This window comes from Hyphomonas sp. (genome assembly GCF_037969335.1).
Taxonomy (GTDB): Bacteria; Pseudomonadota; Alphaproteobacteria; order Caulobacterales; family Hyphomonadaceae; genus Hyphomonas.
Genome location: NZ_JBBKXE010000162.1, coordinates 1 through 16803 on the forward strand (window position 1 = coordinate 1; position 16803 = coordinate 16803).

At 63.1% G+C, this 16803-nt stretch carries 17 protein-coding genes; 10 read left to right on the forward strand and 7 right to left on the reverse strand.

The annotated features are described in order from the left end of the window. Positions 1 to 1776, reverse strand: a 1776-nt coding sequence (locus AADA04_RS12150; RefSeq protein WP_340693538.1) for a diguanylate cyclase, incomplete at its 3' end; no start/stop codon positions are given. 159 nt (positions 1777 to 1935) lie between these two features. Continuing rightward, on the reverse strand, positions 1936 to 3657 hold the full coding sequence (locus tag AADA04_RS12155; RefSeq protein WP_340693539.1) for a cellulase family glycosylhydrolase: 1722 nt from the start codon (positions 3655 to 3657) through the stop codon (positions 1936 to 1938). A gap of 53 nt (positions 3658 to 3710) precedes the next feature. On the opposite strand from AADA04_RS12155, the gene AADA04_RS12160 reads away from it, so the two are divergent. Beyond that, positions 3711 to 4550 (forward strand): putative RNA methyltransferase, encoded by an 840-nt coding sequence (locus AADA04_RS12160; RefSeq protein WP_340693540.1) that lies wholly within the window; start codon positions 3711 to 3713, stop codon positions 4548 to 4550. Here AADA04_RS12160 and AADA04_RS12165 read toward each other — a convergent pair. Further along, positions 4528 to 5013: an EVE domain-containing protein gene (locus AADA04_RS12165; protein ID WP_340693541.1), complete on the reverse strand. Its 486-nt coding sequence runs from the start codon at positions 5011 to 5013 to the stop codon at positions 4528 to 4530. The genes AADA04_RS12160 and AADA04_RS12165 overlap by 23 nt on opposite strands. A gap of 67 nt (positions 5014 to 5080) precedes the next feature. Between AADA04_RS12165 and AADA04_RS12170 the strand changes: the two genes are divergently transcribed. The 4 genes from AADA04_RS12170 (at position 5081) to AADA04_RS12185 (ending at position 8318) form a co-directional block, all read left to right on the forward strand. Beyond that, positions 5081 to 5701 carry a glutathione S-transferase family protein gene (locus tag AADA04_RS12170; RefSeq protein ID WP_340693542.1) on the forward strand — a complete coding sequence of 207 codons (621 nt, stop codon included), beginning with the start codon at positions 5081 to 5083 and terminating at the stop codon, positions 5699 to 5701. A gap of 65 nt (positions 5702 to 5766) precedes the next feature. Beyond that, positions 5767 to 6909 carry a membrane dipeptidase gene (locus AADA04_RS12175; protein WP_340693543.1) on the forward strand — a complete coding sequence of 381 codons (1143 nt, stop codon included), beginning with the start codon at positions 5767 to 5769 and terminating at the stop codon, positions 6907 to 6909. A gap of 91 nt (positions 6910 to 7000) precedes the next feature. Then, complete coding sequence (locus AADA04_RS12180; RefSeq protein ID WP_340693544.1) at positions 7001 to 8017, forward strand: NAD-dependent epimerase/dehydratase family protein; 1017 nt, start codon at positions 7001 to 7003, stop codon at positions 8015 to 8017. Between the two features lie 46 nt (positions 8018 to 8063). Then, positions 8064 to 8318 carry a DUF3297 family protein gene (locus AADA04_RS12185; RefSeq protein ID WP_340693545.1) on the forward strand — a complete coding sequence of 85 codons (255 nt, stop codon included), beginning with the start codon at positions 8064 to 8066 and terminating at the stop codon, positions 8316 to 8318. A gap of 2 nt (positions 8319 to 8320) precedes the next feature. Here AADA04_RS12185 and AADA04_RS12190 read toward each other — a convergent pair whose 3' ends face one another. Beyond that, on the reverse strand, positions 8321 to 9379 hold the full coding sequence (locus AADA04_RS12190; protein ID WP_340693546.1) for a hypothetical protein: 1059 nt from the start codon (positions 9377 to 9379) through the stop codon (positions 8321 to 8323). A 19-nt stretch (positions 9380 to 9398) separates the two neighbouring features. Next, positions 9399 to 10283 (reverse strand): branched-chain amino acid aminotransferase, encoded by an 885-nt coding sequence (locus AADA04_RS12195; RefSeq protein ID WP_340693547.1) that lies wholly within the window; start codon positions 10281 to 10283, stop codon positions 9399 to 9401. A 54-nt stretch (positions 10284 to 10337) separates the two neighbouring features. On the opposite strand from AADA04_RS12195, the gene AADA04_RS12200 reads away from it, so the two are divergent. The 5 genes from AADA04_RS12200 to AADA04_RS12220 all read left to right on the forward strand — a co-directional run bounded on the left by AADA04_RS12200 (position 10338) and on the right by AADA04_RS12220 (position 16147). Continuing rightward, positions 10338 to 10802, forward strand: coding sequence for a MarR family winged helix-turn-helix transcriptional regulator (locus AADA04_RS12200; RefSeq protein WP_340693548.1), 465 nt, complete (start codon positions 10338 to 10340; stop codon positions 10800 to 10802). Between the two features lie 7 nt (positions 10803 to 10809). Beyond that, positions 10810 to 11490 carry a response regulator transcription factor gene (locus tag AADA04_RS12205; RefSeq protein WP_340693549.1) on the forward strand — a complete coding sequence of 227 codons (681 nt, stop codon included), beginning with the start codon at positions 10810 to 10812 and terminating at the stop codon, positions 11488 to 11490. Positions 11491 to 11497: 7 nt separating this feature from the next. Further along, positions 11498 to 12790 carry an ATP-binding protein gene (locus tag AADA04_RS12210; protein ID WP_340693550.1) on the forward strand — a complete coding sequence of 431 codons (1293 nt, stop codon included), beginning with the start codon at positions 11498 to 11500 and terminating at the stop codon, positions 12788 to 12790. Positions 12791 to 12847: 57 nt separating this feature from the next. Beyond that, positions 12848 to 14398 carry a nitrilase-related carbon-nitrogen hydrolase gene (locus AADA04_RS12215; RefSeq protein ID WP_340693551.1) on the forward strand — a complete coding sequence of 517 codons (1551 nt, stop codon included), beginning with the start codon at positions 12848 to 12850 and terminating at the stop codon, positions 14396 to 14398. 84 nt (positions 14399 to 14482) lie between these two features. Then, entirely contained in the window at positions 14483 to 16147 is a 1665-nt protein-coding gene (locus tag AADA04_RS12220) for a response regulator (protein WP_340693552.1), read from the forward strand. 4 nt (positions 16148 to 16151) lie between these two features. On the opposite strand, the gene AADA04_RS12225 is transcribed toward AADA04_RS12220, so the two are convergent. Then, positions 16152 to 16445, reverse strand: coding sequence for a 4a-hydroxytetrahydrobiopterin dehydratase (locus AADA04_RS12225; RefSeq protein ID WP_340693553.1), 294 nt, complete (start codon positions 16443 to 16445; stop codon positions 16152 to 16154). Between the two features lie 4 nt (positions 16446 to 16449). Continuing rightward, on the reverse strand, positions 16450 to 16803 hold a 354-nt coding region (locus tag AADA04_RS12230; RefSeq protein ID WP_340693554.1), incomplete at its 5' end, for a hypothetical protein.

A 16803-nucleotide genomic window follows, 5' to 3' on the forward strand; every position in this document is an offset into this window, starting at 1 on the left:
GAACAGACCGGGCGAGACCAGCCCGCGATCCGGATGGCGCCATCGAACAAGCGCCTCGAGTCCGTCAACAAGCCCCGAGGCAGTGACGACCTTCGGCTGATAGTGCAGCTCCAGCTCACCGTTTCCTACGGCGCTTCGCAGCTCGTGTTCCAACGTTACGCGCTCGCGAGTACGCTCGGCCAGGGCGCGGTCGAAGGCGAGCGTACAGTTGCGACCGTCTTCCTTCGCCTGGCGCAAAGCGACGCCGGCTCGACCGAGCAGCGCGGCTGACGTGCCGATTCGCGCGTGGTCATCGACGCCGCTGCAAACGCTGTCGCGGTACATACTCTGACCGTCCTCACCGATCGGATCGGACAGGGCTACGCCTGCGCTGAGGGTCACCGACACGATCGTGCCGTCGACCTCGAACGGTTGCGTACCGACCGATCGCAGGTGCTCGCCAATGCGAATGGCGCTCTCGATCGTGGTGCCCCGTTGCAACATCACCGAAAACTCGTTGGCACCGAGCACTGCAAGCAATTGCGACCGATCGAGGCGCGCCGACAGGCGATCGGCGAGGCTGCGTAGCAACGCGTCGCCTGCTGCGTGACCTATGGTCTCGTTCACGGCCTTGAAACGATCGACGTCGAGCACCAGCACGGCAAGCGTCGCATCATCGGCTCGAGCGCTGCGCAGTGCGCGATCCAGTAGCTGCTCGAAGCGGAATCTGTTAGGCAAGCCTGTCACCCGGTCATGCCAGGCCTGATGCTGGACATTGCGCAACAGCCGTAGCGTGGTAATGACGATCCAGAAGCAGAGCGCGATCAGCAGCGAGTCGATGACCAGTCGCCGTTGCGCATGGGACTCGCTGGCTTGCGCCGTGCCGTCGATGAGTGCATACAGATCCGCATCCAGCGAACTTGCCGCGTCGAGCACGCTCACGATCCGGTCCGGCGCGATCGGGCGAGCGGTGGCGAGCAGCGCCGTGATGCTACTGGCCAGCGCCCGAGACATATGGCCGCTTTCGATGTCCAGTTCCAGCGCGTCGGCAAGAAGCGGGGAGTCGGCCGTCAGCGAGCGCGCCGTGGCAGCAGGTCCGGCCATCGCCTTTTCTGATCCGGAGGAGGCGGCGTTCGCTTGAAGAATCGCGGTGGCAGTGAACTCACCCAGCAGCATATCGGTGTAGTCGCGTGTGTCCTTGCGCAGCCGGCGCAAGGCGCGCATGTCGGGCATGGCAGTGCCTGGCTCGAATCGGAGCTCGTCCTGCAAGCCATGCAGCGCATCGTCGAGTCCGGCCAATAGAGTCAGTCGCGCAACGATGTCTTCGTAGCGTGACAGGCTGGACGCGGTGACTACTGATGACTCCGGGTCGTGCGCGCTTCGCATCCGCAATGCGCTGCGGGCGCGATCCACGGCGTCGGTGCGGACCCGAAGTGCGACGGACGAGTGCGGCAGGCCTGCGGTCAGCTCTACCTGCTCGTGCATCGCACGCACCGGCGCGAGCGCCGCCTCCAGGCGGGCGTCCAGAGATGCTGCGGAAGCCGCGCGAGGTTGATCTCGCGACGCCGTACGTTGAAGCATTGCAAGGGTGCGTGTTCGCTCCAGGGCCACGTCCCGGGTGACCTGCGCGATCCCGTTCTCGATCGCTGCGACGTCGCGCACCCGCCGAGCATCCTCGTGCTGCCGCCAGGCGTCGAGCCAGAAGCTTGTAGAGAGCCACAGGATCAGTGCTGCGGCGATCACGCCGAGCGCCAGGACGCCGAATCTCGTGCGGCCGACAGGATCCATCGTGCTCATGAGGTCTCGATTGGGGACGAACGGCGACGTCGCCTCTCGCCTACGATTCACTGATATGTTGTCGGCTTGTGATTGGCCTTCTGACCGGGAGTAGCGCGCGTTTTGTGATGCGATCGACGAATCGATCGCGGATCCGACGTCCTGCACGGGTAGCAAGGGTCAGTTGCTGGCACCGGCGTGCGCCTCCTCGATCACCCGCAGCATCTCCCGGTTCGGTTCGCCAACAGGCTGGCTCAACGGTGTTCGATACAGCCCCGTCACCCGATCGTGCCAGGCCCACACGCCGTAGCTTCGATCCTGCTCGTTCATCAGCGAAAGCACATCGGTCAACCACGTCGCGCCGCCTTTGCCTGCGGGCTCGAAGGTGCTAGTGACCAGTCCGATCTCCAGTACGGACACCGGCACTGCATGACGCCGTCCGAACGCGGTCCAGCGTTCCAGTTCCGCGGCCAGCAGATCACGGTCACGCGGGCGCACCACCGGCGTACGCTTGTTCTTGCGAGCAAAGAATTCGATTTCGAATCCGATCGCCGAGCCGCGTTCCCCGGCGATATAGCGCACGTTCTCGCCACGCATTCGTCCCTCTATCCGGTAGCTTGCGCCCGGCGTTACACGGAACCAGTGCTGTGCATTACTCCAGCCTGCGACCGTATTGATGCCGGTGCCTCGCAACTCGAGCATCAGATCGGTGTTCTCGTCCTCGACCACGCGTCGGGCGATGACGGTATTGCCAGCGGTCTGACTCGACCAGTCGAACCAGCCGGTACTGGTCGGGCCATCCAGACCATCGTCGACGAGTACACGCTCGGAGCCATCGGGCAGTCTCTCGCGTACCACGAGATCATCGAAGTGGATGCGCCCCCCGAGCGGACCGCGCACCGTCATCCTCGGCACTGCCGCAACGAGCTTGCGCCCGGCGGGTGTCTGCCATCGGCTGGCATAGATTGCCCAGTCGGTGGTGCCGTCCGGCAGGTTCGCCGATGCGACTCGCGAGGGCACGTCGAGCCGATGTTGTCCGGTGGGCCTCAACACGTCCGGGTCCGGGTAGCGTCCGCCATCACCCAGTGCAGTGCCTCGCCAGCGCGTGCCCTGCTGAGTGAACTCGACCGGTGAGCGGAAGTGGGTGTCGTACAGCACGTTGGTATCGTCCAGCAGGAATTGCGCATCCTCACCGGGTGAGCCGTACCTGCCATCGGTGCCGTACACGTGTTCCAGCACGATCAGATGATGCTCGTCGACTGCGCGTATGGCGCGCGCGAGCTCGGCTGCGAAGGTGCGCCATTGCTTCCCGTCCTCGTCAAGCGTTACCGGCTCGTTCAACAGGTCGTAGCCGGTGATCGCGGGTTCATCCGCATACCGTGCGGCCACGTCTTGCCATAAGGTGATATTGCGCTCGCGCAGCGACGCATCGCTCCACAGCGAAAAATCCGCCTCGTCGGAGCCGGAGTCCAGCCAGAAGCCGCCGATCGGTACATGCAGGTCGAGAATCACCCCGAGCCCGGCATGGCGCGCCAACGCGATGTTGCCGTCGAGCCAGGTCAGGAATCCTGCCCGGTCACGCTCGTACCAGTTACCGTTCATCGCAAAGCGGATCGTGTCGAACCCGAGTTCCGTCACGCGTGCTAGATCGGCAGCCGAGTGGTGGGTCCCTCGCACGATTTCCTGTGACGCTTCGAGATACCCGTTGCCGAAATTGATGGCACGCAACTGCACCACCTCGCCGTCGCGATACAGCCGCGAGCCGAAGGCCGTCACGTACGGCGAGTCCGGCGGCGTGCCGTCCGGTTCCACCGCCTTGTCCTGACCGGTCAGGCCGGCACACCCGCCGGATAGCAAGGTGACCGACAGCAGCAGAGCGGGCAGGGGCTGTGTGAAACGCATCAGGACTCCGGGATGCGGCGCCCGGCGACCGGGCAACGCGAGACAATGGTGGCATGACAAATAGCCCACTGGATCGTGTGCCGCTCGCCTGTCCGCACGACGGCACACCCTTGACACGCACCGAAGGCACGCTGCATTGCGCACAGGGACATGCCTTCGATATTGCGCGTCAGGGTTACGTCCACCTGCTGCCGGTTGCCCTGAAAGCGACGAAGGCACCGGGCGATGATGTGTCGATGGTCGCGGCCCGCCGGCGCGTGCTGGACACCGGACTATTCGCACCGGTCAGCGATGCGTTGATCAAATGCGTGCGAGATGTGCTAAACGATGCACCGGCAGACAGGCTGCTGCTCGATGCCGGCTGCGGCGAAGGCCACTACACCCAGGCGCTGGCCGCAGCGCTTCCTGATCGAGTGGTGGTCGGTGTGGATGTGTCCAAGCCTGCCATCCTGAGTGCCGCCAGGCGATATCGAACGCTCGCCTGGATCGTTGCGACCAATGTCCGGCTACCCATCCAGCCCGGCAGGTCCGCTCTGATCGCGTGCCTGTTCGGCTTTCCAGCCTGGGCACACTGGGCGCTCTGCCAGCAGCGCGGACAGACCGTGCTGACGATCGATCCGGGACCGGAGCATCTGATCGAGCTTCGTGAGCAGCTTTATCCCAGTGTCCGGCGTCATCCGCCGCCCGATGGCCAGGCGGCACTCACGGCCGGCTATGAACTGGTGGGCACGAGCGGCGTGACGGCTGTCGGCACCGTGTCCGGTGCAGCCGATCTGCTGGAGATGACCCCGCACGGTCGGCGCGCCGATGCCGCGGCCCTCGAGCGGATCAAGAGCGCAGCCCTTGCTAGCATGACGATCGATGTGGTGCTCAGACGCTGGCGTCGCCTTTGAGCGCGTCGGCAAGTCTCAGCACGGCCCGCCAGTGCACCGCGCTGACCGGCTGGATCGACAGGCGATTGCCTCGCTTGAGCAGGGGCATGCCCTCCAGAGCGGACGTCGCCTTCAACACCGTGAGCGGGATGACGCCGGCAAAGCGCCGCACAAGCGTGACGTCGACCATCATCCAGCGCGGCTCCTCCTCGGTCGCTTTCGGATCGTGATATCGCGAGTCGGGGTCGCGTGCGGTGTGATCCGGATACGCCTCGCGCGTCACGCTGACGATGCCCACGATTCCCGGCACAGCGCAGCTGGAGTGGTAGAAGAACGCGCTGTCGCCCAGTCGCATGTCGTCGCGCATCAGGTTGCGCGCCTGGTAGTTGCGAATACCGTCCCAGGGTTCGGTCGCGCCCGGACGGTCGGCCAGATCGTCGATCGAGAAGGCGTCGGGCTCGGACTTGAACAACCAGTGTTTCATCGAGTCGGTGACGTGCGCAATTCGCGTCGAGCGTACACTTTCGGCAGGTTCACGAAGGAGGCTACCGGTGTCCGACTCTCTCACGCTGTATACGAACCCGATGTCGCGCGGACGCATCGCGCGCTGGATACTGGAAGAGACCGGCGCAGACTATGAGACGCGCCTCGTCAAGTATGATGGGGATATGCACTCACCCGAATACCTCGCGATCAACCCAATGGGTAAGGTTCCGGCGATCGTGCATGGCGACAAGATCGTCACCGAATGCGCCGCCATCTGCGCCTATCTTGCCGATACCTTCCCTGAGGCCGGACTCTCCCCGAAGCCGGACGAGCGCGCGGACTATTACCGCTGGCTGTTCTTCGCCGCTGGCCCGGTCGAGGCGGCTGTCGCCAACAGGTCGCTGGGAATCGACATTCCGGAGGACAAGAAACGCATGGTCGGCTACGGCGATTTCGACCTGATGCGCAACACGCTGATTTCAGCGGTTTCTGGCCGACCCTATATCTGCGGCGACCGGTTCACGGCGGCCGATGTCTATATCGGCTCGCAGGTCGGCTGGGGCCTGCAATTCGGCTCAATTCCGCCCAGCCCGGAACTCACCGCCTATTCCGAGCGCGTCTATGCCCGAGACGCTTTCAAGCGTGCCTCCGCAAAGGACGATGCGGCCATGGCCGAGATGAACTGACCCCGCCGCTGGCTTGACGGCGCCGCCTCCCTCGCCGCTAGTGGGCAAAAATTCGGGAGGATCAAATGGGCAAACTAACACGGCGCGTCCTGCTGGGTGCTGGCGCGGCCGCCCTCGCCGGGGCCGCCTACGGCGTTCACACATTGCGCAAGCGGCCCGGGCCAGCTCCGCTTGGATTTGAGCTCACGGCAGAAGAGCGCGCACGCGGCGTAGCCTTCCTGAAAGCCAATCCTGCCATCGATGCCCATGCCCATCCGGGCCAGACTTTCGTGCGCGGCGCCAGCGGTCTGCCGCCCCTGCTGCAAGTCTATTCCGCCAAGGGCAGCTTCGAGCGGCGCACGGTAAGCGACATGGTGGAAGGCGGACTCGCCGCGTCCAGCTTCGCTGCCGTGGCCGATTTCAATGTCCTCGACCTGTCGAAGGAAAAGGGCCTCGTCGAACGTCGCCCCTTTGAGGACGGCGAAGCTTGGGCGAGTTACAAGATCCAGATCGCCAATCTGAAAAAGCTGGCCAGCGACGGCCTTGTCACGGTCATGTCGTCCCCCGGCGAGATGGACGCCGTGCGGGCCTCCGGCAGGCCGGGCGCCATCTGGACGGTCGAAGGCGCCGATTTCCTCAGCGGATCCAGCGAACGCTTGCAGGAAGCTTATGATGACGGCGTGCGATCAATCACGCTGATTCATTATCGCGCCAACGAGATCAGCGAACCAATGACCGCCGCAGGCCATGACAGCGCCTTGTCGGCCGCAGGCGAAGCGATCACGCGAGAGATGAACCGGCTCGGCATGCTGATTGACCTCGCCCATATGCCGGAAAGCGCCGCCCGGCGCGTGCTGGAGATCACTGACAAACCGGTCATGTTCTCGCACACGCATATCAACAGTCCAGAGGCGCAGCATCCCCGCTTCATTTCAGCCGACCTCGCCCGCGACGTCGCCGCAACCGGTGGCCTCATCGGCGCCTGGCCGAGCGGCATCGGGATCAGCGACCTTGCCGGTTATGCCGACCGGATATTCCAGCTGATCGACGCTGTCGGCATCGACCATGTCTGCATGGGCACCGACATGGACGGCAATTACAAACCCGTCTTCGACGATTACCGCCGCTTGCCGGACCTTGCCGGCCTGCTGCTGAAACGCGGTCTCGGAGAACCGGAGACGGCGCAGTTCTTCGGAGGCAACCTGCTGCGGGTCTGGGGGAAAGTATGACCACGTGACTGGCTAAACGCGCCCTGCGTGCCTATGTGCGCAGAGTCATGCGGGCGCCTGCTGCCAGCTGCTTTGAAGAAAGACCCACACCATGCCCGCACCCGTTCCGACCTATGATTCAAGCGCCCCGGTCCTCGTGACAGGTGCGACCGGCTATGTCGCCGGCTGGCTGGTGAGCCGCCTGCTAGACGAGGGCTTCACGGTACACGCTGCTGTCCGCGACCCGTCGAATGCAAAAAAGACCGGGCCGCTCCAGGCTCTGGCCGACGCAAAGCCCGGCACGATCAAATTCTTCAAGGCCGACCTGCTTGATCCCGGCAGCTACACTGAAGCGATGCAGGGCTGCGCCGTCGTCTTCCACACCGCCTCCCCGTTCACCGTCACCGTCGCGGACGCCCAACGCGACCTCGTCGATCCCGCGCTGAACGGCACGCGCAACGTCCTCGAATCAGCCAATGAAGTCGAAAGTGTCCGGCGTGTCGTGGTCACCAGTTCCTGTGCGGCGATCTATGGCGTGATCGAAGACGTCGCCAAGGCGCCGGGCGGTATCCTGACGGAGAATGACTGGAACACATCCTCGTCCCTGACGGTCACACCGTACAATTATTCCAAGACGCTGGCCGAGCGCGCCGCCTGGGAGATGGCCAAGACGCAGGACCGCTGGAAGCTCGTCGTCATCAACCCCGCGCTCGTGCTGGGCCCCGGGATCAGCCCGGACCAGACCTCCGAGTCCTTCAATTACATGAAAGCCTTTGGCAACGGCGCCCTGAAGGATGGCGCGCCGCCGCGCGAGATCGGCATGGTCGACGTGCGCGATGTTGCCGAGGCGCATATGCGCGCAGGCTTCGTGCCTGAGGCCGAGGGCCGCCACATCACCTTCGCAGAAGCCCAAGGTTTCATTTATATCGCTGACGTGCTGCGGGAAAAATTCGGCGACGCGTGGCCATTTCCGGTCGTCGAAGCCCCGTCAGCCGGACCGAAACTCCCTTGGCGGGCCGACAATTCCAAGTCGCAACGGGATCTTGGCCTTGTCTACCACCCCGTCAGCCAGGCAATCACCGACATGTTCGCACAGCTGGTTGAAGCCGGCGCCATCCCGCGTCCGTGAAACACCCTCTTGAGTCCAGCCGAGGGACGAGGCAAAGAGCATTCCCATGACAGATACACTCCCCGACCGCCTGAGCATCAATCCGAAAAGCCCTTTCTATGACGAGGCCCTGCTGCTGCGTGGCATCGGCGTGCGTTTCAAGGGCACCGAGAAAACCAATGTCGAGGAGTATTGCATCTCCGAAGGCTGGATCCGCGTCTCCGCCGGCAAGGCCGTCGACCGCAAGGGCAATCCGCTCACCATGCTGCTCAAGGGCCCGGTCGAAGTGTGGATCAAGGACGACCAGGCCGACGAAGCCTGAGGTCAGCCGGCCTCGCGCGGCGTGATCGTCCAGTCGAGCCCGTCCGCCGTCTCCGCCACGTCCACATCCATGAACTGCCGGCATGAATGCACGGCGCCCCGCCATAGCTCGGTCCAGCAGGCGAGCAGGTGGCTGCGCGCGTCGCCGTCAAGGCCGCGCACGATCCTGAGACCGCGATGATGCAACACGGCCTGCCCTGCCCCGCACCCTGTCGCTAAAGCCACTTCATCGCCCATGCCACCAAACATCGCCGCGAGGAAGTGTGCCGCCTCAACGGGGCCGCCATCCACGCCGCCCACCGCTTCAGCCATGTGCCGGTATTGCTGCAGGCCGGTCAGCCGGGCGGCGAGCTTCGCCAGTTCAAGCGCCCGCTCCTGCCCCAGCACGCTGACCAGCTCCCGCACACCGTTGCGGATATATTCCACGGCATAATTCCGGTTCGCCTTGGCGAGGCGGGCGGCATTCCACTCCCCTGCCGGCGGCGCAGGCTGCTGCGCCGGATCATAGGACGGCGGCGCTTCGCCGGGCGCAAACTGCAACCGCTCGTCTTCGCTGAGATCGTGATCGTATTCGCGGAAATAGCCGCACAGTCCGAACTGGCCGGTCATGTCTTCCGAGACGCAGACAAAGCCGAGGCGCGGATTCTCGAGCGAGACACCGTTCTGGGCGTACCAGCCCCTGAGGAAGCCCCGGCTCGCCTCGACGGGTACGCCGCAGATCGCCGGGCCGTCATACATCCAGCGGGGGTAGCGAAAACGCACCCACGCCTTCGCGTCGGACTCTTCCATATATTCGACCGTCACCCCGCCCATACTGTTCGACAGGACGTGATAACGCGCACAGGCGACGGCGTCCGGCAGGTCGTCCAGGCCGAGTTTGCGAAAACTGGAGAGGAATTTCTCTTCATGCTGGCGCCGGAACAGGCGGAACATCCAGTCACCGACAATCGCCGGCCCCTCACGGGTGGCGACCATCAGCTCGAGCCCGAGCAGGTATTGGTGATGCAGGTCGGCCTGCGCCGCGATGGCCTTGAGGTCTTTTGCTGGGACCGGTTCAGGCATCGGTTGGCGGGCCTCCGTGCTAGAGCGCGAGTTCCATCTTGCCGTTCACGAGCTTTGTATAATCATCGACCAGCGAATGGCTGATCTCGGCTGGCTTGTAGATGTGTGCGCCGATTTCGGCGACGGGCGTGATTTCCGCCGCACTGCCCGTGATGAAACATTCGGAGAAGGTCGCCAGTTCGTCCGGCATGATGGCGCGCTCGATGACTTCGATCTGGCGGGCCTCGGCGAGCTTGATCGCAGTCTGGCGGGTCAGCCCGTTGAGGAAACAGTCCGGTGTCGGCGTGTGTAGCGCATTATCGCGCACGAAGAAGATGTTCGCGCCCGTCGCCTCGGCGACCTGGCCACGATAGTCGAGCATCAGCGCATCGGCATAGCCGGCCTTCTCGGCGGCATGCTTGGACAGCGTGCAGATCATGTAGAGGCCGGCGGCCTTGGCATGGCAGGGCGCGGTGTCCGGGGCCGGACGGCGCCATTCGGCATGCGTCATCCTTATGCCCTTCATCTTGTCGGCAAAATAATCGCCCCAGGACCAGACAGCCACAGCGAGGTGGATCGTATTGTTCTGGGCTGAAACACCCATCATTTCGGATCCGCGCCAGGCAATCGCCCGGACATAGGCACTCTCGAGGCCCGACTTTGCCAGCGCTTCGCGCTTGGCCTCTTCCAGCTGCTCAACCGTGAACGGTATCTCGAATCCCATGATGCGCGCGGAATTGTGCAGGCGCTTCGAATGGTCAAGTGAGCGGAAGATCCTGCCGCCATAGGCGCGCTCGCCCTCGAACACAGCCGATGCATAGTGCAGCGCGTGCGTCAGGAGATGCACCTTCGTGTCCCGCCACGGGACGAACTCGCCATCCATCCAGATGTACCCATCACGGTCGTCATAGGGGATACTTGCCATGGATTTCAGCGCTCCTCGCTTGCACTGTTTATGTATTCGCGTTCATTTCAGACTATGGCCCCTGACGTCAACCTGAACCGCCCCTTCGATCCGCGCCTTTTCCTGATGGATCAGGAGCTCGATCGAGGTGTCGGCCTCCTGATGGCGGGGGGGCGCGAACTCATGTCTGCAGCAGAAACGGCCCGCAGGAAAGCGGGGCTGAGCAAGCCAGAGATGCAAATTCTCATATCGATCCGTTACGAACCGGGCCGGACGGTCAGCGATATGCGCGATTCGCTCGGCATGACCGTGCCGACCTTTGCCCGCCTGATTGGCGCACTGGACACGCGCGGCCTGATCGCGCGCGAACGCGAAGAGCGCGACGGACGGCGCCGCACCCTCGTCCTGTCAGACGCCGGCGTGACGCTGACAACGCCCATCGCCATCGTGCTGCGCGAACGCCTTCGCCTTGCCTTCCGGGCCGCCGGGCCAGATGCGGTGGCAGGCATGCGTCTCGCACTCGAAGCACTGGCCAAGTGAGGCGGCAATGACAGACCCGGCCCACATCCTTGTCGTCGATGACGACGACCGTATCCGCGACCTGCTGAAACGCTTCCTGACGCGCGAGGGCCACCGGGTCACAACCGCCAGTGACGCCGCCGCCGCGCGCCGCCTGCTGGCAACCATGACATTCGATCTCGCCATTCTCGACGTCATGATGCCCGGTGAGGATGGCCTGTCACTGCTCGCCGCCATCCGCGAGGGGCGCCAGAAACACACGCCGGTCATGCTGCTCACGGCGCGTGGCGAAGCCAGCGACCGGATCGCGGGACTGAAAACCGGCGCCGACGACTATTTGCCCAAACCCTTCGAACCGGAAGAACTGGCCCTGCGCTGCGCCGCCATCCTGCGCCGGTCGCACAAGGACGTACCGCCCGAGGAGGTCGAAATGTCCGGCCTCGTCTTCAATGCGGCACGTGGGGAATTGCGCGAAGGCGACAAGCGCATCCGCCTGACCGATGCCGAACTGCAACTACTGACCGTCCTGGCCGCCAATGCCGGCGAACCGGTTGACCGCGAAGACCTCGCCGCACTCACATCCGCCGGCATGGAACGGTCGGTCGATGTCCAGGTGACGCGCCTGCGCCGCAAGATCGAACCCAATCCGCGCGAGCCCATCCACATCCAGACCGTGCGGGGCGTCGGCTACCGCCTGATGCCGGACTGAGACGCGCATGGCCCGCCTGAGAGACATCACGCCACGCGGGCTTTACGCCCGCAGCCTGCTCATGGTGGTGGCGCCGGTCGTGCTGATCCTCGCCCTGATGACCTGGTATTATTATGACAGCCACCTCGCCGAGGTGAACCGCAAGCTGGCCCAGTCGATCGCGCGCGATGCCGCATTGATCCAGTCCTATTGCGATGCCCGCCCCGATACGCCGATCACGCGTGAACGGCTCGAGGGCGACCTCGACATGGCCTTCACGTGCGACCATGTCGATCCGGAATCTGGCGCGCCGCAACTCACGCACAGTTTCGCTTACGGCCAGACACTCAAGGAAGAACTGGCGACCCGGCTCGGCGTCCCCGTCGACGTCAGCGTTGATCCGTCCTCGATGCTGCATTTCCGGTTCCCGTCTGGCAGTGACACGGTCGAAATCCTGATCGAGCGGAAACGGGCGCTGACGGTGAACTCGCACTTCTTCATCGTCTGGGTGATCGCCTCGTCCCTCCTGATGCTGGGACTCGCCGTGGCCTTCCTCAACCAGCAGGTCCGCTCCATCCTGCGCCTGTCGGAAGCCGCGCGCGCGTTCGGACGCGGCAGGGAGGTTCCCAACTTCCGGCCCTCGGGCGCGACCGAAGTGCGCGACGCCGCCCGCGCGCTGCTGGACATGAAAAGCCGCCTCACCGCGTTCGCTGAACAGCGTACCGCCATGCTGGCGGGCGTCAGCCACGACCTGCGCACGCCCCTGACCCGCCTGAAACTCTCCCTCGCCTTGATGGACCAGACTGAGGAACTCGGCGCAGCCCAGTCAGACCTCGACGACATGGCGATGATGCTGGACGAGTACCTGACATTCGCCCGCGGCGAGGAAGGCGACGATCCGGTGCCGCTGGACCTTGCTCGCCTGGTCCGCGACGCCGCCGCCGGATTCGGCCAGCATGTGGTCGTTATTGGCCCCGACACGATCGCCGTAACGGGGCGGCCTCTGGCCCTGAAGCGGGCCGTCAACAATCTCATTTCCAATGCCGTGAAATATGCAACCGAAGTCCGCGTGACCCTGGTCGACGGTCCGCATGCCGCCGAAGTCCATGTCGATGACAATGGTCCCGGCATCCCGCAAACGCGCCGGGAAGAGGCGTTTCGGCCATTTTCCCGGCTCGATGAAGCCCGGACGCAAAACGCCTCCGGCACCGGACTGGGACTGACACTTGCGCGCGACACGGCAAGAGCGCATGGAGGCGATCTGCGACTGTCAGACAGTGCGCTGGGCGGCCTGCGTGCCAGTCTCCGCCTCCCCCACTGACTGGACCTTCTCCAGCCGCGCCCCATAATGCCTGAACTCGATCCGTCCGGAGCCCCCATGACGAACTCTGCCGCCAAACTGATCATCCGCAACGCGACCCCCGCCGATGTCGGGGCCATAATAGACCTGTCAGAGCGGATCTACGGCCCCGGCATGGGCTATACACGCGACAACCTGCTCGGCCATATCAACCGGTTTCCGGAAGGCCAGTTCATCGCCGAGTATGAAGGCAAGGCCGTGGGCCATTGCGCAACCTTCATGATCAGTTCCGACATCGCTTTCGCACCGCACACATGGGACGAAATCACCGGCGGCGGGTTTGCCGCGCGGCACGATCCTGACGGCGATGTGCTCTATGGCATGGATGTCGGCGTCGACCCGGACTTCCGGCGTCTCCGGATCGGGCAGCGCTTCTATCGTGTCCGCCAGGAACTCTGCCAGTATCTCGAGCTCAAGGGCATCGTGTTCGGCGGACGCATGCCCGGATATGCAAGACGGGCCAAGGAATACCCGAACCCGGCCGACTATATCGAAGCCGTCGTGGGCTCGAAACTGAAGGACCAGGTCATTTCATTCCAGTTGCGCCAGGGATTCGAGCCCATCGGTGTGCTGAAGAACTACCTGCCGGGCGACGCCCCCTCGATGAACCACGCCACGCACATGTTCTGGAAGAACCCGCTGGCACAGGAAGAGATCAAGGCGAAGCCGAGCCTTGGCGGGACGAACCTGCCGGAAAGCGTGCGCATCACGACCGTGCAGTTCCAGATGCGCAAGATCCAGTCGATCGACGAGTTCGAGACGCAGGTCGAATATTTCGTCGATATCGCATCCGACTACCGGTCCGACTTTGTCGTGTTCCCGGAACTGTTCACGCTGCAGCTCCTGTCGCTCGAGCACAAGCCACTCGCACCGATCGAGGCAATCGAGAAGATTTCAGAATACACGGCCCGCTATGTCGCGTTCATGGAAAAGCTCGCTGTTTCCTACAATATCAATATCATCGGCGGGTCGCACCCCAGCCGGATGGACAATGGCGACATCTTCAACATCTCCTACATCTTCCTGCGCGACGGCTCGGTCCACACGCAGCAGAAGCTCCACCCGACGCCTTCGGAGCGGCGCTGGTGGAACATTCGCGGCGGATCGGGCAACACGGTCATCCAGACCGATTGCGGGCCGATCGGCGTAATGATCTGCTATGACAGCGAATTCCCCGAACAGGCACGCCACCTCGTCGACCAGGGCGCGCTGATCCTGTTCGTGCCGTTCTGCACTGACGAGCGGCGCGGCTACCTTCGCGTACGCTATTGCTGTCAGGCGCGTGCCGTCGAGAACCAGTGCTATGTCGTCATGTCGGGCGTCGTGGGCAATCTTCCCAATGTCGAGAACATGGACATCCACTACGCCGAAAGCTGCATCCTGACACCGTCGGACTTCCCCTTCTCGCGCGACGGCGTGGCTGCGGATACGCCGGCCAACACCGAAACCGTTGCACTGGCAGACCTGTCCCTGTCGGACCTGTTGACCGCCCGCCAGTCGGGCGCTGTCCAGAATCTCAAGGACCGGCGCTTCGATCTTTACCAGGTTGCCTGGAAAAAAGGGGGCTGACCGAGCGAAGACTCGCCCGCGATTTTACGATCCCTACATACATTCGAGCTAGTCCTGTATCCGGACGACCTTTGGGCGGGACATATGACTGACACGACATCGATTCCGCCAGCGGAAGCTTGGCGCGCACTCGACCAATTGCAGGCCGGATTCGTTCTGTTCAAGCCAGATGGCGGCTTGCTTTTCGCGAACAAGACGACCCGTGCGCACTGGCCGATCCTCTATTCCAGCATGGATGACGGCGCCAGCCTGCATGACGCTGCCAGTCAACAAATCCGTCACCTGTTCCCGCGCCTCAACGAGGCGACGTTCCAGGTGCGCCAGTCTCTGGTGATGGATGCCATCGAGAAATGCCGCGACCTCGACATGGTTACCGCCACGGGCCGCCACGTCGTGACCAGCTATTCGCGCCTCGACAACGGCTTTGTCATCGGTGTGGCGCATGACGTGACAGATATCGTGAAACGCGAAGTTTCACTCAAGGACGCGCGCCGGGCAGCGCTGACGGCCAGCGAGGCAAAATCGGAATTCCTGGCCACAATGAGCCACGAGATCCGCACCCCGCTGAATGGCATCATTGGCATGTCGGAAGCACTTCAGCACAAGGATCTTGGCCGGTCCGAACGCGAAATGGTCGATACGATCGTCGAAAGTTCGCATTCGCTTTTGGTCCTGCTCAACGATATTCTCGACTTGTCACGGATTGAAGCGGGCCGATTGGACATCACGCCCGTTGTCGAGAATGTCCGTGATCGCATCTCGTGGCTCAAGCGCACATATGCACCCGTCGCGCGCAAGAAAGACCTGACCCTTGAAGTCGCGTTTGACCCGAAGCTGCCGAAATTCCTTGAGTTGGACACGAAACGCGTACGCCAATGTATAGACAACCTCGTATATAACGCCCTCAAATTCACTTCAAAGGGTGGCGTCACTATCGCCGTCATGGCGGGCGAAATGTCACGTGACGGCCGTGTTGGCGTAACCGTGCATGTTTGCGATACAGGCATTGGCATCTCCGAAGAGCAACGTGCAAAACTGTTCCAGAAATTCGAGCAGGGTAGCGGAACGACGAGTGGCACGTTTGGCGGGTCCGGCCTGGGGCTCGCCATTTCCCGCAGGCTAGCCAAGCTGATGGGCGGCGATATCACCTGCACCAGCAAGCCGGGCGAGGGCTCGGTTTTCTCCTTCTCATTCGAAGCACGCCTCGCCGAGGCACCTCCGGAATCGTCCCCGGCACCAAAATCGTCCCGTGACCGGATCGTCCCCAGCCTGCGAGGACTTCGGGCACTCATTGTCGATGACAATGAAATAAACCGGCGCGTGGCACGCGCCGCACTGGAACCGCGCGGCCTCACAGTCATCGACGGATCCAGCGGCAAGGAAGCCCTGAACATCCTCGCAAACCAGACAGTCGATTTTGTACTCCTGGACGTTCATATGCCGGACATGGACGGACCTGAGACACTCAAGCAAATTCGCCAGAGCCATGCACCGTGGTCCATCGTGCCCGTGATAGCGCTCACGGCCGACGCCATGACCGGCGACCGAGAACGCTATCTCAAGATGGGCATGGATGATTATCTCTCCAAGCCGATACTCGAGCGCCAATTGCTCAACGTCCTGTCGCGCATCCAGAGCAAGCTACGCACCCGATCGAACCTGCGTGTGCCTGGAATTGGCGATATCGCTCAGGATGCGACAGTCGGCGTGAACCTGCAGAAACTCTTCCTGGTCGCGTCCAATACCTGACGGATCATCCAAGCTTGGCTGCAAACGCATCCATGAAGCGGGCAAGCTCCACATCCTTGACCGACACGCCGTCAACGTCATGCGTCGTGAGCGTCACGTCGACCTTGTTATAGACATTGAACCATTCAGGATGATGGTCCATCGCCTCGGCCTTGAGGGCGACAGCCGACATGAACCCCCAGGCGGTCTTGAAATCGGAAAACTTGAACGTCTTCTTGATCGTGTCGCGCTCTCCCGGTCCGGCCGTCCAGCCTTTGACCTGTTGAAGCGCGTTGTCTGCGCCGATCTTGCTTGCCATCAGTCTAGTCCTCTCCGTCCAGCCCGAGCACGAAATATACCCAGCGCCCATCCTCGGCGATCGCCGTGCGCATGCCGGGATATCCCTTCCCTGCCCGTATCAGGTCAATACCGTCTTCACCGATCAGTTCTTTGAGCCGTTTGCGATCCTGGAACGACATCTTCTCCGGAATGAGGTCAGTCGCATCGCGCGCCGCAAGGTCTGGCCAGATATACCATCGCTCACCATCAACCGTCCTGACGCCCACTGGCTGGTCAAGCAGTTCGCGCAATTTCAGGTTCGGATCGAGGCCCGTGCGGCGGAGAAGGTCCCAGAAATCCCTGTGCGGCTGCCCGCCGAAATTCGAGATGAATCCATC